Genomic DNA, 25,637 nt, shown 5'->3' on the forward strand with positions numbered 1-25,637 from the left:
GTCAAGCGGTCGGTTGCAGGCGCCAGGCGGCAAGCCCCAACAGCAGCCAGCCGGCGAGGAACGCCAGGCCACCGAACGGGGTGATGATCCCCAGCTTGCCGACCCCGCTCAGCGTCAGCAGATAGAGGCTGCCAGAGAACAACAGGATGCCGATGACAAAGGCCGCGCCCGCCCACGCGACCAAACGGCCGGGAACCTGGGCGGCCAGCAGGGCCACGCCCAGCAATGCCAGGGTATGCACCAGTTGGTAGGTGACGCCGGTATGAAAAATCGCCAGGTACTCGGCGCTCAGGCGACCCTTGAGGCCATGGGCGGCAAAAGCCCCCAGGGCAACACCGGTAAAGCCGAAAAAGGCAGCCAGCATCAAAAAGCCACGCAGCATGGGAACTCCAGTCAGAATCATCGGGCAGGGTCTGTATAATGGCCCGCTCAACGGGTTCGGCCAAGCCATCTCTATGCTGCGTTTAATCTTCCGCCGCGTCACAAAAGCCCTGCTCTGGTTCGCGGGTGGCAGCGTATTGCTGGTCCTGGTGTTGCGTTTTGTGCCACCGCCGGGAACCGCGTTGATGGTCGAGCGCAAGATCGAATCCTGGATCGATGGCGAACCCATCGACCTGCAGCGCACCTGGCAACCCTGGGATAACCTCTCCGACCACCTGAAAGTCGCGGTCATGGCCGGCGAGGACCAGAAGTTTCCCGAGCACTGGGGCTTCGACTTCGGCGCGATCCAGGCGGCATTGGCCCATAACGGGCGCGGCGGCTCGATCCGCGGCGCCAGCACGCTGAGCCAGCAAGTGTCGAAGAACCTGTTCCTGTGGTCCGGCCGCAGTTGGCTGCGCAAGGGCCTGGAAGCCTGGTTCACCGCACTGATCGAGGTTCTCTGGCCCAAACAGCGGATCCTTGAGGTGTACCTCAACAGCGCGGAGTGGGATGAGGGGGTGTTTGGCGCCGAAGCGGCAGCCCGCCATCACTTCGGCGTCGGCGCCCGCGCCCTGAGTCGCCAGCAGGCCAGCCTGCTGGCCGCCGTCTTGCCCAACCCCCGGGTGTGGAGCGCCAGCCATCCGACCGCCTATGTACAACGGCGCGCCGGCTGGATTCGCCAGCAAATGAACCAACTGGGGGGCAGCAGCTACCTGATCGGGCTCAATGATTCGCGCAAGGTACCTTGGGCCCCCTAACCACAACACTGAAGGCTCGCTCCCACAGGGACCTAGACTGAAAATACGCCCAAACAAAAACGCCCCGATCATTGATCGGGGCGTTTTTTATTGCCAGGTTGCAGGTTACGCCGCAATCGACAACTTGAGCTTGTTCATCGCGCTCTTTTCGAGCTGACGGATCCGCTCGGCCGACACGTTGTACTTCTGTGCCAGGTCGTGCAGCGTGGCTTTTTCTTCTGCCAGCCAGCGCTGGTAGAGGATGTCACGGCTGCGGTCGTCCAGGACTTCCAGCGCCTCGTGCAAGTTGCTGTTGGCGTTGTCACTCCAGTCGGCATCTTCCAGTTGACGGGCCGGATCGTACCGGTGGTCTTCCAGGTAGTTGGCAGGCGACTGGAATGCACTGTCGTCGTCTGCTTCGGCTGCCGGGTCGAACGCCATGTCATGGCCGGTCAGGCGGCTTTCCATCTCGCGGACTTCCCGAGGCTCTACACCCAGGCTTTCAGCCACGCGATGGACTTCTTCGTTGTTCAGCCAGGCCAGGCGTTTTTTCTGCCCGCGCAGGTTGAAGAACAGCTTGCGCTGGGCCTTGGTGGTCGCCACTTTCACAATGCGCCAGTTGCGCAGGATGAACTCGTGGATTTCCGCCTTGATCCAGTGCACGGCAAAGGACACCAGGCGCACACCCATTTCAGGGTTGAAACGTTTGACCGCTTTCATCAGACCCACGTTGCCTTCCTGAATCAGGTCAGCCTGGGCCAGCCCGTAGCCGCTATAGCTACGCGCGATATGCACAACAAAACGCAGGTGGGCGAGCACCATCTGCCGAGCCGCCCCCAGATCCTGCTCATAGTAGAGACTCTCGGCCAGTTCACGCTCCTGCTCCGGTGTCAGCAATGGAATGCTGTTCACCGTGTGCACATAAGCCTCCAGGTTTGCGCCTGGGACCAGAGCATAGGCAGGTTGCAAAGAAGTGGTCATACGAAAAAACCTCCGACTTACAAAACTCGTGCAGTTCAGCACTGCGAAAATTGACCGGAAACCGTAAGACAAGTTCCCCTACACGCTGAAAGGTCATACACAACAAAACACTACTTCGGAGCAAGCTCTCTCAAATGACGTGCTACCGCAATCCAGGCACCGATATACCCCAATAGCACCGCACCTAGCAAGAGAGACAGACCATCGGCTACCGGCACACCGGCCAAGGCAAAATTGCTGCCATACAAACCGGCCAGTCCGACGACCGCGCCGTTCAGCCAGTTCAGGCCGAACGCCAGGACACCCCAGGACAAAATCCCCGCACCAAAGCCATACAGCGCCCCCATGTACAGAAAGGGCCTACGCACATAGCTGTCAGTGCCGCCGACCAGTTTAATCACTTCTATCTCGGTGCGGCGGTTTTCAATATGAAGACGAATGGTATTGCCTATCACCAAAAGTAATGCAGAAACCAGCAACACGGTCAGCCCGAAGACAAACCGCTCGCCCAGCTTGAGTATGGCCGCCAAACGCTCGACCCAGACTAGATCAAGTTGCGCCTGCTGTACCTTGGGCAATTCGGAAAGTCTTTGTCTTAATGCTTCAAGCGTTGCCTTGTCGACTTCGTTCGGCGTCACCAACACCACGCCCGGCAGCGGGTTTTCCGGCAGTTGCTTGAGCGCCTCGCCCAGGCCGGACTGTTGCTGGAACTCTTCCAGCGCCTGCTCGCGGCTGATGTACTCAGCCTCGGCCACGCCCGGCATGTTGTTGATTTGCTCGCGCAGGCTCTCGCCTTCCTTAGCACTGGCATCGAGCTGCAGGTACAGCGAGATCTGCGCCGCCCGTTGCCAGGAGCCGCCCAGGCGCTCGACGTTGTTGAGCAACAACGACAAGCCCATCGGCAAGCTCAGCGCCACCGCCATCACCAGGCAGGTAAAGAAGCTGCCAATCGGCTGCTTGCCCAGGCGACGCAGGCTATCGAGCAAGCTGGCGCGATGACTTTCGATCCAGGCGCGCAGCAAGGTGCTGAAGTCCGGACCGTCATCTTCGTCGTGTTTTTTCTTCGATGGCTGCGGATCGGCGGCCTTGGGGGCCACGCGCTCGGAAACCTTCGGGCTGCGTGTCGCACTCATACCCCAGCCTCCCCGTCGCCGATCAATCGGCCGCGCTGCAGGGTCAGCATGCGGTGGCGCATGCGGGCGATCAAGGCCAGGTCGTGACTGGCGATCAGCACGCTGGTGCCCAGGCGGTTGATGTCTTCGAACACGCCCATGATCTCGGCCGCCAGGCGCGGGTCGAGGTTACCGGTCGGCTCGTCCGCCAGCAGCAGGGCCGGGCGATGGACGATGGCGCGGGCGATGCCGACGCGCTGTTGCTGACCGGTGGACAGGTCGCCCGGGTAGAGGTCGGTCTTGTCCGACAGCGCCACGCGCTCCAGGGCCGAGTCCACGCGCTTGGTGATTTCGGCCTTGGACAGGCCAAGGATCTGCAACGGCAAGGCGATATTGTTGAACACCGTGCGGTCGAACAGCAGTTGGTGGTTCTGGAACACCACGCCGATCTGCCGCCGCAGGTACGGGATCTGCGCGTTGCTGATCGTCGCCAGGTCCTGGCCGGCCAGCAGCAGCTTGCCGGTGGTCGGGCGTTCCATAGCCAGCAGCAGGCGCAGCAAGGTGCTCTTGCCGGCGCCCGAGTGGCCGGTGACAAATAGAAACTCGCCCCGACGAACTCGAAAGCTCAGCTCATGCAAGCCGACGTGACCGTTCGGATAGCGCTTACCGACCTGTTCGAAACGAATCATGAACGCTCCCGCTCGGCAAACAGTGCCTGGACAAAGGGTTCTGCTTCAAAGTCGCGCAAATCATCGATGCCTTCACCGACACCGATGTAGCGAATCGGCAAGCCAAACTGCTTGGCCAGGGCAAAAATCACCCCGCCCTTGGCGGTGCCGTCGAGTTTGGTCAGGGCCAGGCCGGTCAGTTCGACGGTCTGGTTGAATTGCTTGGCCTGGCTGATCGCATTCTGGCCAGTCCCGGCATCAAGCACCAGCAACACCTCGTGGGGCGCGTCGGCATCGAGCTTGCTGATGACCCGGCGCACTTTCTTCAACTCTTCCATCAAGTTGTCTTTGGTGTGCAGGCGACCGGCGGTGTCGGCGATCAATACGTCGATGCCCCGGGCCTTGGCGGCCTGTACCGCGTCGAAGATCACCGAGGCCGAGTCGGCGCCGGTGTGTTGGGCAATCACCGGGATTTTGTTGCGCTCGCCCCACACCTGCAACTGCTCGACCGCGGCCGCCCGGAAGGTGTCGCCGGCGGCGAGCATGACTTTCTTGCCTTCCAGCTGCAGCTTCTTGGCCAGCTTGCCGATCGTCGTGGTCTTGCCCGCGCCGTTGACGCCCACCACCAGGATCACGAATGGCTTGTTCTGCGCGCCGATGACCAGCGGTTGCTCGACGGGCTTGAGCATTGCCGCCAGTTCGGCCTGCAGTGATTTGTAGAGGGCATCGGCATCGGCCAATTCCTTGCGCGCCACCTTCTGGGTCAGGCGCTGGATGATCACCGAGGTCGCTTCGACGCCAACGTCGGCGGTCAGCAGGCGGGTCTCGATGTCTTCGAGCAGTTCGTCATCGATGATTTTCTTGCCCAGGAACAGGCTGGCCATGCCTTCGCCGATGCTGGCGCTGGTTTTCGACAGGCCTTGCTTGAGGCGGGCGAAGAACCCGGCCTTGGTCTCGGCGGGTGGCGCAGGCACTGCCGCCACAGGCTCAGGCTCAGGCACGGCTTCAGCCACCACCGGCAGCGGTTGCGGCGCCACAAAGGCGGCAATCACCGGTTCTGGCAGGTCGGGCTCTTCGATGATCGGTTCGACAACGACGCGCTTGGGCTCGACCACCAGCTCTACTGCTTGCTGGAGCACCGTGGGCGCGGGAATCGGCGGGGTGATGTGGGGCGCGTCTTCGTCCTCGACCAGGGCGACCGGCTCTTCCGGCACGGGCAGGGTCAACCACGGCGTGGAGACGGTTTCAACGACAGGCGGTTGCGTCGCCGCTTCGGACTGCGGCTCGACCCGGGGTTGCTGCACCGGCTCTGCCAGTGGCAACACCTCGGGGGCCGGCGCCTCGACGACGGGGACAGCCTCGATGACGGGCACAGCCTCGGGCAGTGGCTGTGGCTGTTCGACGACGGTTTCCTGCGGCTTTTTGCGCAGCCATCCGAACAGGCCTTTCTTCTCGCCAGCCGCAGCTGGGTTCTTCTTGTCGTCGTTGGAACCAAACATGGAGGACGGCTATCTCACGGTAGCGACGCGCCAATGGCGCCTCGGCAAATAAATATTCGATGCAGAACAGACTGCGATTCACCCAGCTTGTTCACGCGCAACATTTTGTCGAGGCACCTAAACGGCACCTCAAAGGTCGACTAATACGAAGGACTGAGCGACATCTTCGGCGAAAACGCAGAGTCTAGCTGATAAACCCAGCGCTTCCGCCGCAAACCCATTCAACCTGATCAAGCGCAAAGGCCTGATAGGCGTGGCCGCCAGTAAAACGGATCAGTATCCTAGCACCTCCTCACCCGTACAGGCTAAGACCAAGCGGGTAGCCCAACAGGTTAAAAAACGAATGAATGCTCTTGCCCGCCGCGCCGCTGGCCTGCTGCTCAGCACAGTTTGTCTGCCCCTGGCCGCCTTGGCCGCCGCCCCGCAACCGACCCACGAATTCACCCTCGACAATGGCTTGAAGGTCATCGTGCGTGAAGACCATCGCGCGCCCGTGGTGGTCTCCCAGGTTTGGTACAAGGTCGGCTCCAGCTACGAAACCCCGGGCCAGACCGGTTTGTCCCATGCCCTGGAACACATGATGTTCAAGGGCAGCGAGAAAGTCGGCCCCGGCGAAGCGTCGTTGATCCTGCGTGACCTGGGCGCCGAAGAGAATGCCTTCACCAGCGACGACTTCACTGCCTACTACCAGGTCCTGGCCCGCGACCGCCTGGCGGTGGCCTTTGAACTGGAAGCCGACCGCATGGCCACCCTGCGCCTGCCGGCCGACGAGTTCAGCCGCGAGATCGAGGTGATCAAGGAAGAGCGCCGCCTGCGCACCGACGACAAGCCGATGTCCAAGGCCTACGAGCGCTTCAAGGCCATGGCGTTCCCGGCCAGCGGCTACCACACACCGACCATCGGCTGGATGGCCGACCTGGACCGCATGAAGGTCGAGGAGCTGCGACACTGGTATGAGTCCTGGTACGCACCGAACAACGCCACGCTGGTGGTGGTCGGCGACGTGACCCTGGATGAAGTCAAGACCCTGGCCCAGCGCTACTTCGGCCCGGTTGCCCAGCGCGAGGTGCCGGTGGCGAAGATTCCCCTGGAGCTGGCCGAGCCCGGTGAGCGCCTGCTCACCCTGCACGTGCAGACCCAGCTGCCGAGCCTGATGCTGGCGTTCAACGTCCCAAGCATCGCCACCGCCGAGGACAAACGCTCGGTCAACGCTTTGCGGCTGATTTCCGCCCTGCTCGACGGCGGCTACAGCGCGCGCATCCCGGCGCAACTGGAGCGCGGTGAAGAACTGGTCGCCGGCGGCTCGTCGGACTACGACGCCTATTCCCGTGGCGACAGCCTGTTCACCCTCTCGGCCACCCCCAACACCCAGAAGCACAAGACCATCGCCCAGGCCGAAGCCGGCCTGTGGAAGCTGCTTGAGCAACTGAAAACCACCGCACCCTCGGCCGACGAACTGGAGCGCGTGCGCGCCCAGGTGATCGCCGGCCTGGTCTACGAGCGCGATTCGATTACCAGCCAGGCCACCGCCATCGGCCAACTGGAAACCGTCGGCCTGTCATGGAAGCTGATGGACACCGAACTGGCCGAGCTGCAAAGCGTGACCCCGCAAGACATCCAGAACGCCGCCCGCACCTATTTCACTCGCGAACGTCTCAGCGTTGCGCATGTATTGCCACTGCTCCCGGAGACCACTCATGAGTGAAGGTAAAAACAATCGCCTGTTGCTGATCGGCCTGGTCCTGGTGGCACTGGTCGCGTCCCTCGGCGCCTACTTCGGGCGCACCAGCGACACCCGCGCCAGTGAAGCACTGGACCAGGCCAAGGCCAGCAAGAAGCTGCAATCGCTGGCCGAGCTCGATGGCAAGGCCCCGAGCCACCGCGCCCTGGACGTACAGACCTGGACCACCGCCGAAGGCGCCAAGGTGCTGTTCGTCGCCGCGCCCGAACTGCCGATGTTCGACCTGCGCCTGATCTTCGCCGCCGGCAGCAGCCAGGACGGCGACACGCCGGGCCTGGCGACGCTGACCAACGCCATGCTCAACGAAGGCATCGCCGGCAAGAACGTCAGCCAGATCGCCGAAGGCTTCGAAAGCCTGGGCGCCGGCTTCAGCAATGGCGCCTACAAAGACATGGCCATTGCCTCGCTGCGCAGCCTGAGTGCGGTGGACAAACGCGAGCCGGCACTCAAGCTGTTCGCCGAGGTGGTTGGCAAGCCGACCATTCCGGCCGACTCCCTGGCGCGCATCAAGAACCAGATGCTCGCCGGCTTCGAGTACCAGAAGCAGAACCCGGGCAAACTGGCGAGCCTGGAACTGATGCGCCGCCTGTACGGCGAGCACCCTTACGCGCACTCGAGCGACGGCACCGCGCTCAGCATTCCCGGGATCAGCGTGGCGCAAATCAAGGCATTCCACGCCAAGGCCTACACCGCCGGCAACGTGGTGATTGCCCTGGTCGGCGATCTGTCGCGCCCTGAAGCCGAGGCCATCGCCGCCCAGGTCTCCGCCGCCCTGCCAAAAGGCCCGGCCCTGGCGAAGATCGCACCGCCGAGCGAGCCCAAGGCCGGCAGCCACCACATCGACTTCCCGTCCAAGCAGACCAACCTGCTGCTCGCGCAACTGGGCATCGACCGCGACGACCCGGACTACGCCGCGCTGTCGCTGGGCAACCAGATCCTCGGTGGCGGTGGTTTCGGCACCCGCTTGATGAGCGAAGTCCGCGAGAAGCGTGGCCTGACGTATGGCGTGTACTCGGGCTTCTCGCCGATGCAGGCCCGCGGCCCGTTCATGATCAACCTGCAAACCCGCGCCGAAATGAGCGAAGGCACGCTCAAGCTGGTGCAGGACGTGCTGGCCGATTACCTGCAGAGCGGCCCGACCCAGAAGGAACTCGACGACGCCAAGCGCGAGCTGGCCGGCAGTTTCCCGCTGTCCACCGCCAGCAACGCCGATATCGTCGGCCAACTGGGCGCCATGGGCTTCTATAATCTGCCGTTGAACTACCTTGAAGACTTCATGAAGCAATCCCAGGACCTGACCGTCGACCAGGTCAAGGCCGCCATGAACAAACACTTGAGCACGGACAAGATGGTCGTCGTGACCGTCGGCCCGACCGTGCCGCAAAAGCCGTTACCGGCCCCCACTGATAAACCTTCCGAGCAACCGCTCGGGGTTCCGGAGCATTAATGGCCACTCGCCCGAAAAAACCCGTTCACAACGTCCACAACGGCGTGAACCAACTGCGCATCATTGGCGGCGAATGGGGCAGCCGCAAGCTGAGCTTCCCCGACGCCCCGGGCCTGCGCCCGACGCCCGACCGCGTGCGCGAAACCCTGTTCAACTGGCTCGCACCGTACGTCGAGGGGGCCAAGGTCCTCGACCCGTTCGCCGGCAGCGGCGCGCTGTTTCTTGAGGCGCTGTCCCGTGGCGCCGCCATGGGCCAGGCCCTGGACGCCAGCAACCTGGCGGTGTCCAGCCTGAAAGAGCACCTGGGCACCCTGCGCTGCACCGTCGGCCAGGTCCAGACCGCCGACGCCCTGCGCTACCTGGAGACCCAGCCGGCAACCGCCTACGACCTGGTCTTCCTCGACCCACCGTTCAATCAAAACCTGCTGCCGACCGTCTGCACCCTGCTGGAAGAGCGCCAGTGGCTGGCCGACGACGCCTGGATCTACACCGAAAGCGAAAACGCACCCTCGACCCTCGGCCTGCCCGGCGCCTGGCGCCTGCACCGCGAGCAGAAATCCGGGCGGGTGTACTACGCGCTGTGGCATCGCCTGGTCGAAGTCGCCGGTTAATCCGGCCTGAACGCGCGGCGTCGCCCATCGACGCCGCCGCGCTGCCATGAGAACAACCGTGTCCCCACTGCCAGAACACTTCACCCCCGCCTTCGGCCTCGGCAACCCGCACCTGCAAACCTTGTGGGGCCCGCTGTGGCGCAAGACCACGCACCTGGTGCGACAACGCGAACGCCTGTGGATGGACGATGGCGACTTTCTCGACCTCGACTGGCATGGCCCGCATCGTGCCGAAGCGCCTTTGGTGCTGGTGCTGCACGGACTGACCGGTTCGTCCAACTCGCCCTACGTGGCCGGCCTGCAACAGGCCTTGGGCGCACAAGGTTGGGCGAGCGCGGCGCTGAACTGGCGTGGCTGCTCGGGCGAGCCCAACCTGTTGCCCCGCAGCTATCACTCCGGCGCCAGCGAAGACCTCGCGACCGCGATCCAACACCTGCGCCGCAAACGCCCCCTCGCACCGCTGTACGCCGTGGGTTACTCCCTGGGCGGCAACGTACTGCTCAAGCACCTGGGGGAAGCCGGCAGCGACAGCCAGTTGCAAGGCGCGGTAGCGGTGTCGGTACCCTTTCGCCTCGACCAGTGCGCCGACCGCATCGGCCAGGGTTTCTCCAAGGTCTACCAGGCGCACTTCATGCGCGAAATGCTGGCCTACATCAAGACCAAGCAGCGGCGCTTCCTCCTCGACGGCCGCCACGAAGGCCTGGCGACCCTGGCCCGGCTCGGCTCCCTGGACAACATGCGCACCTTCTGGGACTTCGACGGTCGGGTCACCGCGCCACTGCATGGCTTCGAGGACGCCCAGGACTACTACCGCCGCGCCTCCAGCCGCTACTTCCTCGGAGAAATCCGCACCCCGACCCTGATCATCCAGGCCGCCGACGACCCCTTCGTCTTTGCCCACAGCCTGCCGCAACCCGAGGAGCTGTCGCCCTGCACCCAGTTCGAACTACAGACCCACGGCGGACACGTCGGCTTTGTCGACGGCACGATGCGCAACCCGGGTTACTACCTGGAGCGGCGGATTCCACAGTGGCTGAGCCAGGTGGCCCACACACCGCTGTAAGCCCTGCATACCCCCTCATCTGAAAGTCAGCTCGTCTGGTCGGCCGCCTTTGCGACGGTGCGGCGATCCAACAAGCCCGCCTCCACCCTGGTCCACGGCGAACACACATCCGGGGCGCAGCGCAATTCCTTGTAGGAGCGAGGCTTGCCCGCGAAGGCGGTACGTCTGGCGACATCGATGTTGAATGGGCTGGCCGGTTCGCGGGCAAGCCTCGCGCCTACGGGCTCAACCCAGGTTCCTGCTCGCGATGGCGGTGACAAGCGGCATGGCTAAGACAGTTGCTCCCACTCGCCCTGCACCCGGCTCGAGCTACAGACCCACAGCGAACATGTCGGCTTTGTCGACGGCACGATGCGCAACCCTGGTTACTACCTGGAGCAACAGATGCTCGTCAAAAAGGTAACGTATTTCCAAGACAGGACACTAGGCTCTTACCCCGATAAACATGTCCAACTCCATTGGTAACTTTTCATTCAATGCGAGGGATATCTTTCTGACCTGTTCACGGGTTAGTTCAAGTTCGCCATCACATTCAGCTGCCAGATTTTTCCAACCAAGAATATCCATTACCATCTGCTCAAATTCCGGCAGAACGGTTAGTGAGTATTTCAACGAGTCATCCTCGTTATCCTCTGCTAAGAAACCGCTGATCCACAAATGCATAAATCTTCCTCTCTATCTATTTTGGAGTAGTTCTTCCTGGCTTTGCTGGTTTGATTTGGACGCCTGTTTCCGGGTCGAACTCCCCTAAGTGAATTCCTTGTTTGTCATACATTTCAACCGCTCCATGCTGGCTGTCCCACTCGTAAATACGACCCTTTTTATCCTTCCAACGGGGACGTTTTTTGCCGCCGCCTTGAACCGCGCTCTTACTTCTTGTGCTGACCGCATCAGGAAAGGCAGTTAGTCCGCCAGTAGGCACAGGGTAATAACGATGATCCCCCATCATTCCCAGCGAGATATAAATCGGCTGAATACCCGTATTGGGGAACCAGATGATCGCATCCTGGTAATCAGGCGGGTGTACCGGATTGACCAAGATACGATCAGCCTTTTCGGTTGGCGGATACACCCACGCCGTGGGTCTTAGCGAACTCCCCTCCAACGCAGGAATCCCCAGCACCGCGTCGGGGTCAGTTGCCGGAGTCCAGATGACCTCGATGCCCTCCCCCATATCCGCCACAAGCTGCTCCCCGCGAGCCTGCGCGGTGATCACCGGAACCTTTTGCCACTCTCGCCGTGTCCCGGTATAGAACCCGTACACACTCACGGAGTTGTCCGGCAGGTACTTAACGTTCACTCGCACCCGGGTATTGCCTTCGGTGAGCTGTGCGTACTGATCAGAGGTATAGAACGCACTGTCGGTAGTGGTCGTGTTTGGTAGCACCACACCAATGACGACCTTTACATGGGGGGAGCCAGCGTCGATAGGAAGCCACCCAAGCGCTTAGCCAACTCCACGGCGCTACCAGAGCCGCCAATCCACTCCAGCACTGTCCCAGCCGCAGAAACACTCGTCCCCATGCCCAGCACCGCATACGCGCCGTATTGGGTGAGCGACTCCACAGGTACAAACCCGAATGGATCGCTGTGGTTGACAACCCCATTGGGCAACGCGCACGACTTGGCGAAAACGTACCCTCTGAGCGGGGGCAAGGGGGCTTTCTTTACTGGAGGTGGAGGGGGCTCGGGGCGGGGCGGCGGCTCGATCAGCCGTCGATTGCGCTCCAAAATCAACTGCATGTCCAGGCGCGCTTTTTCCTGCTTCGCCCGTTCGTAGCACACCTTGCAGTGGTGCCCTGCCCAGCTCTCTTCGACCATCTCGATTCTTATCCTAACTATTCAGGTCAGGCGATAAGTTTACGAACGAGGGAGAAAGAGAGGCCATAGCCATTCACATGTGGAATCACAATCGCTGCGCCCCGGGAACTTAGTCCCCCGTGGCAATCGCCCGCGTGGGATCAGTGATCCACTCACTCCAGGAGCCGGCATACAACGTCCCCAACGGATAACCCGCCAGGCACAGGGCAAACAAATTGTGGCAGGCCGTCACCCCCGAACCGCAGTAGGCCACCAACTCGGTGGGCGAACGACCGGCCAGCTTCTCGGCAAACCGCTGCTTGAGCTGCTCCGCCGGCAGGAAGCGTCCATCCGCGCCCAGGTTGTCGGTGAAGGCCGCACACTGCGCCCCCGGAATATGCCCGGCCACCGGGTCGATCGGCTCGACCTCACCGCGAAAACGCGGCAGCCCACGGGCGTCGAGCAACGTAAGGGTCGGCAGGGCGAGGCGCTTTTGCAGGTGCTCGGCATCGAGCAGCAAGGCATGGTCCGGCGTACCGTTGAAGGTGCCACGGGAAAGGGACGACGCATCCAGGCTCAGCGGCAACCCCGCCGCGTGCCAGGCCTTGAGCCCGCCATCGAGGATGAACACACCGTCGCGCTTGCCCAGCCAGGCCAGCAACCACCACGCCCGTGCGGCAAAGGCGCCGGGGCCGTCGTCATACAGCACGATGTCGCTGTCCGGGTGGATGCCCCAGGCCTGCAAGCGCTCGTTCAACGCCGGCGGTGTCGGCAGCGGATGGCGGCCCGTCACGCCCTTGACCACGGGACCACTGAGGTCGCGTTCCAGGTCGGCGAACGCAGCCCCGGCAATGTGCCCTTCGGCATAGCTGCGCTGGCCGTAGTCCGGGTCTTCCAGGGCAAAACGACAATCCAGGATCACCAGACCGGGCTGGTCCTTCTTGCGGTCCAGGTCGGTAGGGCTGATCAGTTGGGCAATGGGCATGGCGGGCTCCGGCGATTCTAGTCTGGGTCGATCCTACTGCACTTCTTCCAGTGCCTGGGTCAACGGCACGTAAAACTCCTGGTACAAGGCATCGACGGCCTCGCGGGCCTGCTCGGTGACGTAGCCACCTTCCAGCACCAGCACCTGGTACACGCCGCGCTTGATCGCTTGTTCGCTGAGGTGGCTGGAGTTTTCCCGCGTGGTGCACAGAAAGCGCACCCAGGACGTGAGGATGATCCAGGCGTTGAGGGTCAGGGACTCGATCTGCACCTTGTCCATGCGCAAGATCCCGGCATCGACGAAACCTTCATAGATCGCCGAACCCTGGATCAGGCAGCGCTGGGAAAAACGCCGGTAGCGGGCGGCCAGTTCCGGATCGTTATCGAGCAGGTGCTCAAGGTCACGATGCAAGAAGCGGTAGCCCCACATGGCGGTCAGCAGCTCCTGCAAGTAGAAGCGCTTGTCTTCGACCGTGGCCGCGCGCCCCTGGGGCGGGCGCAGGAAGCTCTCGACCAGGGTCTCGTACTCACTGAACAACACCGCGATGATCGCCTGCTTGTTGGGGAAGTGGTAGTACAGGTTGCCCGGAGAAATCTCCATGTGCGCGGCGATATGGTTGGTACTGATACTGCGTTCGCCCTGCTGGTTGAACAGCTCGAGGCTGTTCTGCACGATGCGCTCGCTGGTTTTTATTCGTGGGGCCATGGCTTGAGCTTTAATTCTTCTGTGCGTTATCGGGCATCTTACGGCCTATCCGCCAACGGATAAATAAACCCGGGATCGGATGCCTGTTGACTTTTTAGAGCATAGACTCTAAAAACTTCTTCATTCTAAAAAAACTGGAGCTACCATGACTGCCGACATTGCCTACTTGCAGAACGCTCAGCAGCCATTGAGCGAGCTCCAGGACCTGTTCGCGATCCAGCGCCAGGCGTATGCCGCCAACCCGATGCCACCGCTGGCCCAGCGCCAACAATGGCTCAAGGCCCTGCGCGAGATGCTACGCGACGAACGCCAGGGCCTGGTCGAGGCCATCAGCCAGGACTTCAGCAACCGCAGCGCCGATGAAACCCTGCTCGCCGAGCTGATGCCCAGCCTGCACGGCATCCACTACGCCAGCAAACACCTCAAGGGCTGGATGAAAGCCTCCCCGCGCAAGGTCGGCGCCGCGTTCCAGCCGGCCAAGGCCAAGGTGGTGTATCAACCGCTGGGCGTGGTCGGGATCATCGTTCCGTGGAACTACCCACTGTACCTGGCCATCGGTCCGCTGGTCGGTGCCTTGTCGGCCGGCAACCGGGTGATGCTCAAGCTCAGCGAATCCACGCCCGCCACCGGGCAGTTGCTCAAGACCCTGTTGGCCAAGGTGTTTCCCCAGGACCTGGTGAGCGTGGTACTGGGCGAGGCCGACGTGGGCATCGCCTTTTCCCGCCTGCCGTTCGATCACCTGCTGTTCACCGGCGCCACCAGCGTTGGCAAACACGTGATGCGGGCAGCGGCCGAACACCTGACGCCGGTGACCCTGGAGCTGGGCGGCAAGTCCCCGGCCATCGTCTCCCTCGACGTGCCGCTCAAGGACGCCGCCGAACGTATCGCCTTCGGCAAGACCCTCAATGCCGGGCAGACCTGCGTCGCCCCGGATTACGTGCTGGTGCCGGAGGAGCGCGTCGGCGCCTTCGTCGAGGCCTATCGCCAGGCCGTTCGCGGGTTTTATCCGACCCTGGCAGACAACCCGGACTACACCGCCATCATCAATGGCCGCCAACTGGCGCGGCTGCGCAGCTACCTCAGCGACGCCACCAGCAAGGGCGCGTTGCTGGTGCCGATGTTCGAGCAGGACCAGGACCGGCGCATGAGCCACAGCCTGCTGCTCAATGTCAGCGATGACATGACCGTGATGCAGGACGAAATCTTCGGTCCGATCTTGCCGATCGTGCCCTACAAGACCCTGGATGAAGCCTTCGCCTACATCAACCAGCGGCCCCGTCCGCTGGCGCTGTACTACTTCGGCTACAACAAGGCCGAGCAAAATCGCGTGCTGCATCAGACCCACTCCGGCGGCGTGTGCCTGAACGACACCTTGCTGCACGTGGCCCAGGATGACCTGCCGTTCGGCGGCATTGGCGCCTCGGGCATGGGCCATTACCACGGCCACGAAGGGTTCCTGACCTTCAGCAAGGCCAAGGGCGTGCTGATCAAGCAACGCTTCAATGCCGCGAAACTGATCTACCCGCCTTACGGCAAGTCAATCCAAAGGCTGATCCAGAAGCTGTTCATCCGCTGATCCAAAGAACCGGGTAATAACAATAATGAGCCCCAGCTTTCCCGATACTCCCGCGCTGTCACGTCGTGGCCTGCTCAAGTTCAGTCTGGGCGCTAGCGCGTTCCTCGCCACCGCCGGCCTGGGCGCCAGCCTCAGTGGCTGCTCGGCCGCAAGTCCGGCCAGCGGCTTTGCGGTGCTGCGCAGCAGCGATTTGCCGTGCCTGCGCGCGCTGATCCCGGTGATGCTCGACGGCGCCGTCGCCATTGAGAAAACCCCGACAGCCCTCGAAGACGCCCTCAAGTCGCTGGACTACAGCCTCAATCACCTGTCGCCGGAAATGCTCAAGCTGACCCAGCAACTGTTCGACGTGCTGGCGATGGCCGTCACCCGCGGTCCACTGACCGGTATCTGGGGCCGTTGGGAAAACGCCAGCGGCGACGACATCCGCCACTTCCTGCACCGCTGGGAGAACAGCTCGCTGAGCCTGCTGCGCATGGGCCACAGCTCGCTCCTGCAGTTGGTGATGATGGCCTGGTACACCCGCGCCGAGTCATGGGCGCATTGCGGCTATCCCGGGCCGCCGACGGTTTGAGGCCAACGTGCGGCCTTGTGGGAGCGAGCTTGCTCGCGATAGCGGCCTGACAGCCACTACAAGGGTGCCGGTCACACTGCTTTCGCGAGCAGGCTCGCTCCCACATTGGAATGCATAGCCAGCCGCGTCACCACAACACGAATAATCAAGAGAGTGCCTGAAGATGCCCGTACCCGATCCGTTTCGCGAAGGCATGGCCCGCGGCTGGAAAACCCACGACGGCTCGCAACTGACCAGCGACCTGACCCTGGAAGCCGACATCGCCATCATCGGCAGCGGTGCGGGCGGCGGTACCACGGCTGAAATTCTCAGCGCCGCTGGCTACAAAGTGCTGCTGATCGAAGAAGGTCCGCTCAAGACCAGCAGCGACTTCAAGATGCTCGAAGACCAGGCCTACGCCAACCTCTATCAGGAAGGCATCGGCCGCATGAGCAAGGACGGCGCCATCACCATCCTGCAAGGCCGGGCGGTTGGCGGCACGACGCTGATCAACTGGACCTCCAGCTTTCGCACCCCCGAGCCGACCCTCGAACACTGGGCCAAGGAACATGACGTCAAGGGCCACAGCCCGGCCGACATGGCGCCCTGGTTCGACCTGATGGAGCAACGCCTCGGTGTCGCGCCGTGGCGAGTGCCGCCCAACGCCAACAACGACGTGATCAGAAAAGGCTGTGAGCAACTGGGCTATAGCTGGCACGTGATCCCGCGCAACGTGCGCGGCTGCTGGAACCTGGGTTACTGCGGCATGGGCTGCCCGACCAACGCCAAGCAATCGATGATGGTCACCACCATCCCCGCCACCCTGGAACAGGGCGGCGAGTTGTTGTACCTGGCCCGCGCCGAACAGTTGCTGATCAAGGACGACCAGGTCACCGGCCTGACCTGCGTGGCCATGGACGAACGCTGCGTGGCGCCCACCGGGCGGCGCATCACGGTCAAGGCGCGGCATTACGTGCTGGCCGGCGGTGGCATCAACAGCCCGGCGCTGCTGCTGCGCTCCAAGGCCCCGGATCCCCATGAGCGCGTGGGCAAGCGCACGTTCCTGCACCCGGTGAACATGTCGGCCGCCCTGTTCGACGAGGTGGTCAATCCGTTCTATGGCGCACCGCAGTCCATCTACTCCGATCACTTCCAGTGGCTCGACGGCACCAGCGGCCAGATGTCGTTCAAGCTCGAAGTGCCGCCGCTGCACCCGGCGCTGGCCGCCACCCTGCTCGGCGGCTTTGGTACCGAAAGCGCCCAGCACCTGCAGCAGTTGCCGCACACCCATGCCATGCTCGCGCTGATGCGCGACGGTTTTCACCCGGACAGCCCCGGCGGCAGCGTCGAGTTGCGTGGCGATGGCACCCCGGTGCTCGACTATCACGTCTCGCCCTATGCCTGGGATGGCCTGCGCCGGGCGTTTCACACCATGGCCGAGATCCAGTTCGCCGGTGGCGCCAAGGCCGTGATGCCGATGCACGCCGACGCTCGCTATGTGAAGACCCTGGCCGAGGCCCGCACGCTCATCGACGGGCTGAGCCTTGAGCTGTACCGCACACGCCTGGGCAGCGCCCACGTGATGGGCGGGTGCGTCATGGGCGAGGACCCGAAAAACGCGGTCACCGACAGCCTTGGCCGGCATCATCAACTGCGGAACCTGTCGATCCATGATGGCTCGTTGTTCCCCACCAGCATTGGCGCCAACCCGCAACTGTCGGTCTACGGGCTCACGGCGCAACTGGCCACAGCGCTGGCGACGCGTTTAAAAAACCCATGAAAAAAAAGACTATTCGCACCCGCGATAGTGGCGCTTTAGCCTAAAGGCGACTTGGCCGACCGGGAATGCTGCGATACCATCCGACTCCCCAACGGACTCCCGCCAGGACGACGCGATGAACCGAGTGTTGTACCCAGGTACCTTCGACCCTATTACCAAGGGCCATGGCGATCTGGTCGAGCGCGCCTCACGCCTGTTCGACCACGTGATCATCGCCGTCGCCGCCAGCCCCAAGAAAAACCCGCTGTTCCCCCTGGAACAGCGCGTGGAGCTGGCCCGCGAGGTCACCAAGCATTTGCCGAACGTCGAAGTCGTCGGCTTCTCGACGCTGCTGGCGCACTTTGCCAAAGAGCAGAGCGCCAATGTATTCCTGCGTGGGTTGCGTGCGGTATCGGACTTCGAATATGAGTTCCAGCTGGCCAACATGAACCGCCAACTGGCCCCGGATGTCGAGAGCCTGTTTCTCACGCCATCGGAGCGCTACTCGTTCATATCCTCGACGCTGGTCCGTGAAATTGCGGCCCTGGGTGGCGATATCACCAAGTTCGTCCACCCTGTCGTGGCCGATGCCCTGACCTTGCGCTTCAAGAAGTAAGGCCTGCCAGGGCTGCAATCACTTGCAGCCCATCGCGCCCGGCGTGCACTGCGCGCCTCAATGCGGCACAATTGCGCGCATTAGTTTTCAGATGCTAGGGCCGATCGCCCTGGCAGGAGTCCCCAATGTCCCTGATCATCACCGACGATTGCATCAACTGCGACGTCTGCGAACCCGAGTGCCCGAACGCGGCCATCTCCCAAGGCGAAGAGATCTACGTGATCGACCCGAACCTATGCACCCAGTGCGTGGGCCACTACGACGAGCCGCAATGCCAGCAAGTCTGCCCGGTGGATTGCATTCCACTGGACGAAGCCCATCCAGAGACGGAAGAACAGTTGATGGCCAAGTACCGGATCATTACCGGTAAGGCCTGAAAGGCCCTCATCGCGAGCAGGCTCGCTCCCACAGTTGATCGAGAACCCTGTGGGAGCGAGCCTGCTCGCGATGAGGCCATCAACCCACTCACCGACTAGCGCTGACACCGTGGGCAAAACACACTCGCCCGCTGCCCCAGCTTCACCTCGCGAAGCTCGGTGCCACACACCTTGCAGCCCTCCCCGCCGCGGCCGTAGACGAACAGCTCCTGCTGGAAGTAGCCCGGCTGGCCGTCGCCGCCGATGAAATCACGCAGCGTGGTGCCGCCGCGTTCAATGGCCGCGGCCAGGATGCGTTTGATTTCGATGGCCAGCCGCAGGTAGCGCGCCCGGGAAATGCCCTTGGCTTCGCGACGCGGGTCGATCCCGGCGGCGAACAGTGCTTCGGTTGCGTAGATATTGCCCACGCCCACCACCACCGCGTTGTCCATGATGAACGGCTTGACCGCCATCGAGCGTCCACGGGACCGCTGGAACAAGCGCTCGCCATCGAACAGCTCGGTCAACGGCTCCGGCCCCAGGCGTGCCAGCAGTTCATGATTGAGCGGATCCAGGCTCCAGAGCATCGCACCAAACCGGCGTGGGTCGGTGTAGCGCAGGGCCAGGCCGGACTCCAGTTCGATGTCCACATGCTCATGCTTGGCCACCGGCAAGCCGACCTCCACCAACCGCAGGTTCCCCGACATCCCCAGGTGGCTGATCAAGGTGCCGACCTCGGCGTTGATCAGCAGGTACTTGGCACGCCGCTCCACCCCGACGATGAGCTGCCCGGACAACCGCACGTCAAGGTCCTCGGGGATCGGCCAGCGCAGGCGCCGCTCGCGCACGATGACGCGGCTGACACGCTGGCCTACCAGGTGCGGGGCGATACCGCGGCGCGTCGTTTCGACTTCGGGTAATTCAGGCATGGTGCACTCGGCTCCGGGAACGCAGCGGCACTCAGTGGTGAGCGCCGAGCTCGCGAATCGTCTGTTTGAGGTTCTCGAAGTCGTAGTCCGAGAGGCCGACATAGTCGAGCACCAGGTGCCCGATGCTATTCCACTCGTGGTCTTCGCCCTGGTTGCCCAAGACCCGATAGGACGCACAAATGTGCTCGGCCATCTTCAGGATCGACAACAGGTTCTTCAACTGGCTGTTGTGCGATGACTCGTCGCTGAAAATCGTCAAGGCATTGTGATGATTGGCGATGGCGACGCTCACATGTTCCGGCAGGCGCCAGGACTTGGCCGTGTAGTAACCGACCACCGCATGGTTGGTATTGAACGCCTGGTTCTCGGTGTCCACCACCCGGCACTCAGAGCCGGCCTTGGCGTAGGCCTGCTCCAGCACCGACATGTAGTCGGGGAAGCGCTTGAGCATCAGCGGCACGCCGCAATCATGGAACAAGCCCAAGGCATAGGCCTCATCCACCGCCTGCGAGCCGATGCGCTTGGCCAGGCTCAGGCTGGTCATCGCCACATCCTGGGCGGTATCCCAGAAACGGTTGAGGGTGACGATGGTGTCGTCGGTCATTTCGCCCTTGATCGACTGCGCGTTGATCAGGTTGATGATCGAGCGACTGCCCAACAGCCGCACCGCGCGCTGGATCGACGCGATCTTGTTGCTCAGCCCGAAATACGGCGAGTTGACCAGCTTCAACAGCGCACCCGACAGGCCCGGATCCTGGGCGATCAACTTCGCGATCACATCCAGGTCTGGGTCCGGCATGTACTGCTCCATCTGCAAATCCACCATGATTTGCGGTTGAGGCGGAATACTGATGCCTTGCAGGGCCTGCTGGATCTGTTCGGACGATAGCTCTTGGGACATAAGGACTCACTCTGGGCGAGCGTGGATTCTAACCGCTTAAAAGCATCATCCGACACCACTGGCTACGTTTCATCCGGCACGCCGCATTCCTTGGGGTACAACGCGCTATACTCCCGCTCTTTTTTTCACCTGGAGCGACGTCATGTCCCTGCCAAGCTTGCGCCTCAAAGCCAACGCCGACCGTCGCCTGCGCGCCGGTCACCTGTGGGTCTACAGTAACGAAATCGACGTAGCCGCCACCCCACTGCACGGCTTCAAGGCGGGCGACCAGGCCATCCTGGAAGCCGCCGGCGGCAAGCCGCTGGGCATCGTCGCCATGAGCCCGAACAACCTGATCTGCGCCCGCCTGCTGTCGCGCGACGTCAAGTTGCCGCTGGACAAATCGCTGCTGGTGCACCGCATCAACGTCGCCCTGTCACTGCGCGACCGCCTGTTCGACAAGCCGTTCTACCGCCTGGTCTACGGCGATTCCGACCTGCTGCCGGGCCTGGTGGTCGACCGTTTCGGCGACATCCTGGTGGTGCAGATCGCCTCGGCCACCATGGAAGCCCATAAGGACGACGTGATCGCCGCGTTGACCCAAGTGCTCAAGCCAAGCGGCATCCTGTTCAAGAACGACTCCGCAGCCCGCGACGCCGAAGGCCTCAACCGCTACGTCGAGACCGTGTTCGGCCTGGTGCCGGAATGGGTCGCCCTGGAAGAAAACGGCGTGAAATTCGAAGCGCCGGTGATCCAGGGACAAAAGACCGGCTGGTTCTACGACCACCGCATGAACCGCGCACGCCTGGCCCCGTACGCCAAAGGCAAGCGCGTACTGGACCTGTACAGCTACATCGGCGGCTGGGGCGTGCAAGCGGCCGCATTCGGTGCCAGTGAAGTGTTCTGCGTCGATGCGTCGGCCTTTGCCCTCGACGGTGTCGAGCGCAACGCCGCGCTGAACGGCGTCGCCGACAAGATGACCTGCATCGAAGGCGATGTGTTCGAAGCCCTGAAAGAGCTCAAGGCCAGCGAAGAGCGTTTCGACGTGATCGTGACCGACCCACCGGCCTTCATCAAACGCAAGAAAGACATGAAGAACGGTGAAGGTGCCTACCGTCGCCTGAACGAACAAGCCATGCGCCTGCTCAACAAGGACGGCATCCTGGTGAGCGCGTCGTGCTCGATGCACCTGCCTGAAGATGACCTGCAGAACATCTTGCTCACCAGCGCCCGCCACCTGGACCGCAATATCCAGTTGCTGGAACGTGGCGGTCAAGGCCCGGACCACCCGGTGCACCCGGCCATCGCCGAAACCCGCTACATCAAGAGCATCACCTGCCGCCTGCTGCCTAACAGCTAAGGGTGCCGGCTTGGCGCGGGGCCCGACGGCCCTGCGCCACGTCTTGACGGCCCCTCGCTCATCACCTGCATGCCACTTTCAACAGACAAAACCTGAATCCTCCTACTCTTGCAGTCCAATCAACTTGCAGGATGTTTCCTCGTGCCTGTCAGATAGACATTGTACTTATTACATACAACTTAAAAAGCTAGATCCCTCCTACAACCTTACTAGAGAAGTCCTACTCGTTTTCGCCTTGATGTAAGTTAAAACCAAACTACGCTGTAAAAAGCCGTCATCCTGTGGCGACACGGACTGCCAAACATACACTTACAGAACCTTACAAGGAGTTACTGCCATGAACGCTATTTATCTGGAAGCCAACACGATCGCCAACCTGGCCCTTCTGGTAACACCAAAAGCCCGCTAAGCGACCGAGGCGCTGGGGAGCGCCGGCCCTCCAGCGCCTTCATGGCCCAACTTCAGAGTCCTGCCCCTACACCATGCATATAAACCCGCACTTATTCATGCTCGCCCGCCCCCCCTATTTGGTTGTCTGGAACTACAAGGATCACACCCAGTACGAACTTGACCCGCAACATTCCCGTCGACTCCTGCAACTAATAGAACACCCCAAGGCTTACCGCCCCCTCGATGAAATCGATGACAACTTCATCAACAGCAACATACTGACCACGAGCAAAACACCCGACACCGAGTGGGGATGGGATGAACTTTCAAAGATCTTTCATATCGGCACCAAGAACATTCCCTGCGCACACCGCCCCAACGATGCGCATGAATGGTCAAGGCAGTACCTGGATCATTGCAATGAGGTCCTGGCCACGCCCGCCCCCATCGCCCGGCGCGGAACATGGCCGGCATCCGAACTGATCGCGTTGCCTGCACCCAACGACACCCAGGGACATACCCTGGTCAACACCCTGCTGCACCGCAAGACCAGCCGCACCTTCAGCGGTGACGCGCTGTCGCTCACCGACCTCGGCACCCTGCTGTATTTCTCCCTGGGCCACCTCAAGGAACGCGAGTGCGAGGCGGCCAGCCCGCATGGGCTTGGTGCCCGGCGCAGCAGCCCTTCAGGCGGTGGACTGAACGCCTGTGAAGGCTTCATCTATGTGCGCAATGTCAATGACCTGGCGCCAGGCCTCTACTGCTACCACAGCGCAGAGCATGCCCTGAGCCTGGTGAACCCACTGCCTGAGGACCCGCTGGGGCAACTGCTGTGTGGCCAACACTTCATCAATGAACTGCCCTTGGGCCTGTTCATCAGCGCCCGCTTCGATGCGCTCTGGTGGAAATATGCCCACTCGCGAGCCTACCGCATGGCGTACGTCGAAGCGGGCCACATCTCCCAGACGTTTCAACTGATTGCCACTGCACTCGGGCTGAGTACCTGGCTGACCGGCGCCCTGATGGACGATCGGATCGAAACCCTGCTGGGGTTGCAGCGCAGCACCGAGCAAGTGCTGTTCTTTGTCGGCTGCGGCCGGGGGGACGGGCAGGCCTTGAGCAAGGAACTCCAAGCCCTGATCGACATCGAGGACCTTCGCTGATGAGCACCCCCCTCAATGCGCCAGACGACTCGTCGCCGGCCACGACCCATCGCTTCACCCTCGGCGACTGGCACCATAAAGCCTCGGTGAGAAGCAGCCCGTCCACCTACCAACTGGAAGACGACATCGAACGGCAACTGGAAACACGGGACTGGTTTCCCCCGGCCTTCCTGCCCTACCTCAGACACCCGACCCTCGCTGGCGCCGCCCCATCGATCCGGCACCGGCTGACCGCCAATCACCTGGTGTACTTCCTCGACTACACCACCGTGCTGGAACTGCAGGTCGTCAACCGCTCGGTCGCCACCCTCATCCATCGCCAACTCGGCATCATCATCCCGGAACGAATGAAAACCGCCGCCCTCCAGCTATATACCGACGAGGGCTACCACGCGTTGTTTTCCAATCAGTTGGCCGAGCAGATCGCCCGGCGCTACGCGATTGCCTATCGCCCCGCCACACCACGCCGGATCGAGCGCCTGCTGGCCCTGATCGAGAACATCCATGAGTCCTATAAAGCCCATGGCTGGTTCCTGCTGGGATTCATCTCGGAAACCATCATCGCCAGGGAGCTGCTGAGTGTGCCCCGCGACAGCCTGGTTTCCAGCGTGCAACAGATGCTCACCGATCACCTGGCGGACGAGGCGCGGCACAGTCGCTATTTCTGCGAGGTGTTCAGCTACCTGTGGCTGACGCTGAACAACCGGCAACGCCTGTTCACCGCCAGATTCCTGCTGGACGCCATCCAGGTGTTTTTCGAGATCGATGAGCAATGGCTGAGCAAGAGCCTGCAAAGCGTCAATCTGCCCTCAGCCTCGATCACCGAGATCATCAATGCCCATGCCGGAGAAGACATGATGCTCCAGCGTGCCCGCTCGGGTGCGGAGGCGACGCTGGGGGCGCTGAAAAAAGCCGGCTTCTTCAACCTGCCCTACAACCAGCGGCTCTTTATCAAGGCCGGGCTGATCGATGGCTAGGCGTACACCCGCCCCCCAGGACCAGAGACGCCGGGGCGTGGTCGGCCTGCTGCTGAGCATGACCGTGCTCGGGGTGTTTCCCCTGGATGTCCTGCTGCCTTCGTTCCCCGCACTCGGTGAGCACTTTCGCGTCGAGCCGGGCGACATCGCGTTCTCCATCAGCCTGTTCGCCGTCGGGATTGCCGTCTCCCAACTGTTGATTGGCCCACTGTCGGACAGCCTCGGACGCAAGCGCCTGCTGCTGGCCGGCCTGCTGGTAGCGATGATCGGGGCCCTGGGGTGCGTGCTATCGACCGAGTACGCCGGGTTCCTGCTGTTTCGCCTGATCCAGGCGCTGGGCTGCGGCTGCTTCGTACTGTCCCAGGCGCTGGTGCAAGACCTGTTCGAAGGGCGCGAGCGCGAGCGCCTGCGGATCCTGATGGTGACCGCCTCCGGTCTGTTCATCTCGTTGTCGCCGCTGGCCGGGAGCGTGCTGCAGGCGTGGCTGGATTGGCCGGGCAGCTTCCTGGTGTTCATCGCGCTGGCGCTCGCGGTACTGCTCAACGCCTGCCGCCTTCTGGAGCACCCGCCGGTGCAGGCCACGACGTCGCCTGCGAACCTGTTCCAGGCCTACCGAAGGCTGTGCGGCGACTGCAATTTCATCGCCTGGTGGCTGATCGCGGCCCTGGCCTTCGCCTGCCACTTCGCCTTCATCGTTGTTTCACCGCTGTTGCTGATGGGGCACCTGGGCCTCACGACCTACGCGTTTTCCCTGATCTTGCTGGCCTATGGCGCCGCCTACATGGGCGGCGGCCTGCTGGCCGCCTTGCTCGCCAGGCGCGTCCAGGCCGACACCCAGATTATGCTCGGCCTTGGCCTGATCTTCCTGTCCGGCGCGGTGATGCTCTACCTGTCCCAACACGGGGGCCTGTCGGCCCTCACGGTGTTGCTGCCGATGATCATCTGCACCGCCGGCACCACCCTCGTCCGCCCCGCGGCGACGTCCAAGGCCATGGACCTGTTCAGCGACAATGCCGGGGCAGCGGCCGCGGCCGGCAACACGCTGGTCTTGCTCGTCGGTGGTTTGATCAGCGCATTGATCAACCTGGCCGGCGCCAACCTGTACGTTTCCCTGGCGGTGTGTTTCATCGTCCTGAGCCTCATCGCCCTGGCGCTCAACGCCCTGACCCGCCGACACGCGACCGGTTTGTTGCGTGATTGAGCCCCGCCAAGCCCTGGTTCGGCATTTCCCGGCATTCCTTCCTGGCGCCAGCGGTGTAGAATCGAGCGATTCATCGCCAGTCATCCCCCGGCGGGTTTATGAGCTCAAGCT

Annotated in this window: 26 protein-coding genes; 14 read left to right on the top strand and 12 right to left on the bottom strand. The window is 62.4% G+C overall.

Going from position 1 to position 25,637, the window contains the following annotated elements:
• Window position 1 precedes the first annotated feature (1 nt).
• Complete coding sequence (locus tag BMW74_RS10535) at window positions 2–382, bottom strand: DUF423 domain-containing protein (RefSeq protein WP_093418275.1); 381 nt, start codon at window positions 380–382, stop codon at window positions 2–4.
• 73 nt (window positions 383–455) lie between these two features.
• On the opposite strand from BMW74_RS10535, the gene mtgA reads away from it, so the two are divergent.
• The gene (gene mtgA / locus BMW74_RS10540; protein ID WP_093418280.1) at window positions 456–1,178 is read left to right on the top strand and encodes a monofunctional biosynthetic peptidoglycan transglycosylase; all 723 of its coding nucleotides are present in this window, start codon (window positions 456–458) and stop codon (window positions 1,176–1,178) included.
• Between the two features lie 105 nt (window positions 1,179–1,283).
• Here mtgA and rpoH read toward each other — a convergent pair whose 3' ends face one another.
• From rpoH to ftsY, 4 genes are all read right to left on the bottom strand, one after another.
• Window positions 1,284–2,138 (bottom strand): RNA polymerase sigma factor RpoH, encoded by an 855-nt coding sequence (gene rpoH / locus BMW74_RS10545; protein WP_093418284.1) that lies wholly within the window; start codon window positions 2,136–2,138, stop codon window positions 1,284–1,286.
• A gap of 110 nt (window positions 2,139–2,248) precedes the next feature.
• Window positions 2,249–3,271, bottom strand: coding sequence for a permease-like cell division protein FtsX (ftsX, locus tag BMW74_RS10550; protein WP_093418289.1), 1,023 nt, complete (start codon window positions 3,269–3,271; stop codon window positions 2,249–2,251).
• Complete coding sequence (ftsE, locus tag BMW74_RS10555; protein ID WP_093418294.1) at window positions 3,268–3,939, bottom strand: cell division ATP-binding protein FtsE; 672 nt, start codon at window positions 3,937–3,939, stop codon at window positions 3,268–3,270. The genes ftsX and ftsE overlap by 4 nt, the downstream gene beginning before the upstream one ends.
• On the bottom strand, window positions 3,936–5,417 hold the full coding sequence (gene ftsY / locus BMW74_RS10560; protein WP_093418299.1) for a signal recognition particle-docking protein FtsY: 1,482 nt from the start codon (window positions 5,415–5,417) through the stop codon (window positions 3,936–3,938). The genes ftsE and ftsY overlap by 4 nt, the downstream gene beginning before the upstream one ends.
• Window positions 5,418–5,760: 343 nt before the next feature.
• On the opposite strand from ftsY, the gene BMW74_RS10565 reads away from it, so the two are divergent.
• From BMW74_RS10565 to BMW74_RS10580, 4 genes are read left to right on the top strand one after another with little or no spacing between them, the layout of a single operon-like run.
• Window positions 5,761–7,122 (top strand): M16 family metallopeptidase, encoded by a 1,362-nt coding sequence (locus tag BMW74_RS10565; RefSeq protein ID WP_093418305.1) that lies wholly within the window; start codon window positions 5,761–5,763, stop codon window positions 7,120–7,122.
• Window positions 7,115–8,605, top strand: coding sequence for a M16 family metallopeptidase (locus BMW74_RS10570; RefSeq protein WP_093418309.1), 1,491 nt, complete (start codon window positions 7,115–7,117; stop codon window positions 8,603–8,605). Before BMW74_RS10565 ends, BMW74_RS10570 begins: the two co-directional genes overlap by 8 nt.
• Window positions 8,605–9,216 carry a 16S rRNA (guanine(966)-N(2))-methyltransferase RsmD gene (gene rsmD, locus BMW74_RS10575; protein ID WP_093418314.1) on the top strand — a complete coding sequence of 204 codons (612 nt, stop codon included), beginning with the start codon at window positions 8,605–8,607 and terminating at the stop codon, window positions 9,214–9,216. The genes BMW74_RS10570 and rsmD overlap by 1 nt, the downstream gene beginning before the upstream one ends.
• A 46-nt stretch (window positions 9,217–9,262) precedes the next feature.
• The gene (locus tag BMW74_RS10580) at window positions 9,263–10,279 is read left to right on the top strand and encodes a hydrolase (protein ID WP_175479189.1); all 1,017 of its coding nucleotides are present in this window, start codon (window positions 9,263–9,265) and stop codon (window positions 10,277–10,279) included.
• Between the two features lie 423 nt (window positions 10,280–10,702).
• Here the strand turns inward: BMW74_RS10580 and BMW74_RS10585 are convergent, their stop codons facing one another.
• From BMW74_RS10585 to BMW74_RS10600, 5 genes are all read right to left on the bottom strand, one after another.
• Complete coding sequence (locus BMW74_RS10585; RefSeq protein ID WP_093418323.1) at window positions 10,703–10,942, bottom strand: pyocin S6 family toxin immunity protein; 240 nt, start codon at window positions 10,940–10,942, stop codon at window positions 10,703–10,705.
• A gap of 16 nt (window positions 10,943–10,958) precedes the next feature.
• A complete protein-coding gene (locus BMW74_RS10590; RefSeq protein WP_256562555.1) occupies window positions 10,959–11,669 on the bottom strand; it encodes a colicin E3/pyocin S6 family cytotoxin in 711 nt (236 codons plus the stop codon).
• A 14-nt stretch (window positions 11,670–11,683) separates the two neighbouring features.
• A complete protein-coding gene (locus BMW74_RS25460) occupies window positions 11,684–12,100 on the bottom strand; it encodes a hypothetical protein (RefSeq protein WP_256562556.1) in 417 nt (138 codons plus the stop codon).
• A gap of 109 nt (window positions 12,101–12,209) precedes the next feature.
• Window positions 12,210–13,064: a sulfurtransferase gene (locus BMW74_RS10595; RefSeq protein WP_093418326.1), complete on the bottom strand. Its 855-nt coding sequence runs from the start codon at window positions 13,062–13,064 to the stop codon at window positions 12,210–12,212.
• A 33-nt stretch (window positions 13,065–13,097) separates the two neighbouring features.
• Window positions 13,098–13,769 (bottom strand): TetR/AcrR family transcriptional regulator, encoded by a 672-nt coding sequence (locus BMW74_RS10600; protein ID WP_093418329.1) that lies wholly within the window; start codon window positions 13,767–13,769, stop codon window positions 13,098–13,100.
• Between the two features lie 145 nt (window positions 13,770–13,914).
• Here BMW74_RS10600 and BMW74_RS10605 point away from each other — a divergent pair, with 145 nt between their 5' ends.
• The 5 genes from BMW74_RS10605 (at window position 13,915) to BMW74_RS10625 (ending at window position 18,647) form a co-directional block, all read left to right on the top strand.
• Window positions 13,915–15,345 carry a coniferyl aldehyde dehydrogenase gene (locus BMW74_RS10605; RefSeq protein WP_093418334.1) on the top strand — a complete coding sequence of 477 codons (1,431 nt, stop codon included), beginning with the start codon at window positions 13,915–13,917 and terminating at the stop codon, window positions 15,343–15,345.
• Window positions 15,346–15,370: 25 nt separating this feature from the next.
• Window positions 15,371–15,916 carry a twin-arginine translocation pathway signal protein gene (locus BMW74_RS10610; protein WP_093418339.1) on the top strand — a complete coding sequence of 182 codons (546 nt, stop codon included), beginning with the start codon at window positions 15,371–15,373 and terminating at the stop codon, window positions 15,914–15,916.
• A gap of 163 nt (window positions 15,917–16,079) precedes the next feature.
• The gene (locus BMW74_RS10615) at window positions 16,080–17,675 is read left to right on the top strand and encodes a GMC family oxidoreductase (protein ID WP_093418343.1); all 1,596 of its coding nucleotides are present in this window, start codon (window positions 16,080–16,082) and stop codon (window positions 17,673–17,675) included.
• Window positions 17,676–17,790: 115 nt separating this feature from the next.
• Complete coding sequence (gene coaD / locus BMW74_RS10620) at window positions 17,791–18,270, top strand: pantetheine-phosphate adenylyltransferase (RefSeq protein ID WP_093418347.1); 480 nt, start codon at window positions 17,791–17,793, stop codon at window positions 18,268–18,270.
• Window positions 18,271–18,395: 125 nt separating this feature from the next.
• Window positions 18,396–18,647, top strand: coding sequence for a YfhL family 4Fe-4S dicluster ferredoxin (locus tag BMW74_RS10625; RefSeq protein ID WP_010466792.1), 252 nt, complete (start codon window positions 18,396–18,398; stop codon window positions 18,645–18,647).
• A gap of 95 nt (window positions 18,648–18,742) precedes the next feature.
• Here the strand turns inward: BMW74_RS10625 and mutM are convergent, their stop codons facing one another.
• Window positions 18,743–19,555: a bifunctional DNA-formamidopyrimidine glycosylase/DNA-(apurinic or apyrimidinic site) lyase gene (gene mutM, locus BMW74_RS10630; RefSeq protein ID WP_093418353.1), complete on the bottom strand. Its 813-nt coding sequence runs from the start codon at window positions 19,553–19,555 to the stop codon at window positions 18,743–18,745.
• Window positions 19,556–19,586: 31 nt separating this feature from the next.
• Window positions 19,587–20,402, bottom strand: coding sequence for an HDOD domain-containing protein (locus BMW74_RS10635; RefSeq protein WP_175479193.1), 816 nt, complete (start codon window positions 20,400–20,402; stop codon window positions 19,587–19,589).
• Between the two features lie 196 nt (window positions 20,403–20,598).
• Here BMW74_RS10635 and BMW74_RS10640 point away from each other — a divergent pair, with 196 nt between their 5' ends.
• The 4 genes from BMW74_RS10640 (at window position 20,599) to BMW74_RS10655 (ending at window position 25,526) form a co-directional block, all read left to right on the top strand.
• The gene (locus tag BMW74_RS10640) at window positions 20,599–21,795 is read left to right on the top strand and encodes a class I SAM-dependent rRNA methyltransferase (RefSeq protein WP_093418361.1); all 1,197 of its coding nucleotides are present in this window, start codon (window positions 20,599–20,601) and stop codon (window positions 21,793–21,795) included.
• A gap of 482 nt (window positions 21,796–22,277) precedes the next feature.
• A complete protein-coding gene (locus BMW74_RS10645; protein WP_093418365.1) occupies window positions 22,278–23,348 on the top strand; it encodes a SagB family peptide dehydrogenase in 1,071 nt (356 codons plus the stop codon).
• On the top strand, window positions 23,348–24,325 hold the full coding sequence (locus tag BMW74_RS10650) for a diiron oxygenase (RefSeq protein WP_093418368.1): 978 nt from the start codon (window positions 23,348–23,350) through the stop codon (window positions 24,323–24,325). The genes BMW74_RS10645 and BMW74_RS10650 overlap by 1 nt, the downstream gene beginning before the upstream one ends.
• Window positions 24,318–25,526, top strand: a complete 1,209-nt coding sequence (locus tag BMW74_RS10655; protein ID WP_093418373.1) for an MFS transporter — start codon at window positions 24,318–24,320, stop codon at window positions 25,524–25,526. Before BMW74_RS10650 ends, BMW74_RS10655 begins: the two co-directional genes overlap by 8 nt.
• Window positions 25,527–25,637: the final 111 nt, after the last annotated feature.

Origin of the sequence: Pseudomonas sp. ok272 (assembly GCF_900109995.1) — a bacterium.
Classification (GTDB): domain Bacteria; phylum Pseudomonadota; class Gammaproteobacteria; order Pseudomonadales; family Pseudomonadaceae; genus Aquipseudomonas.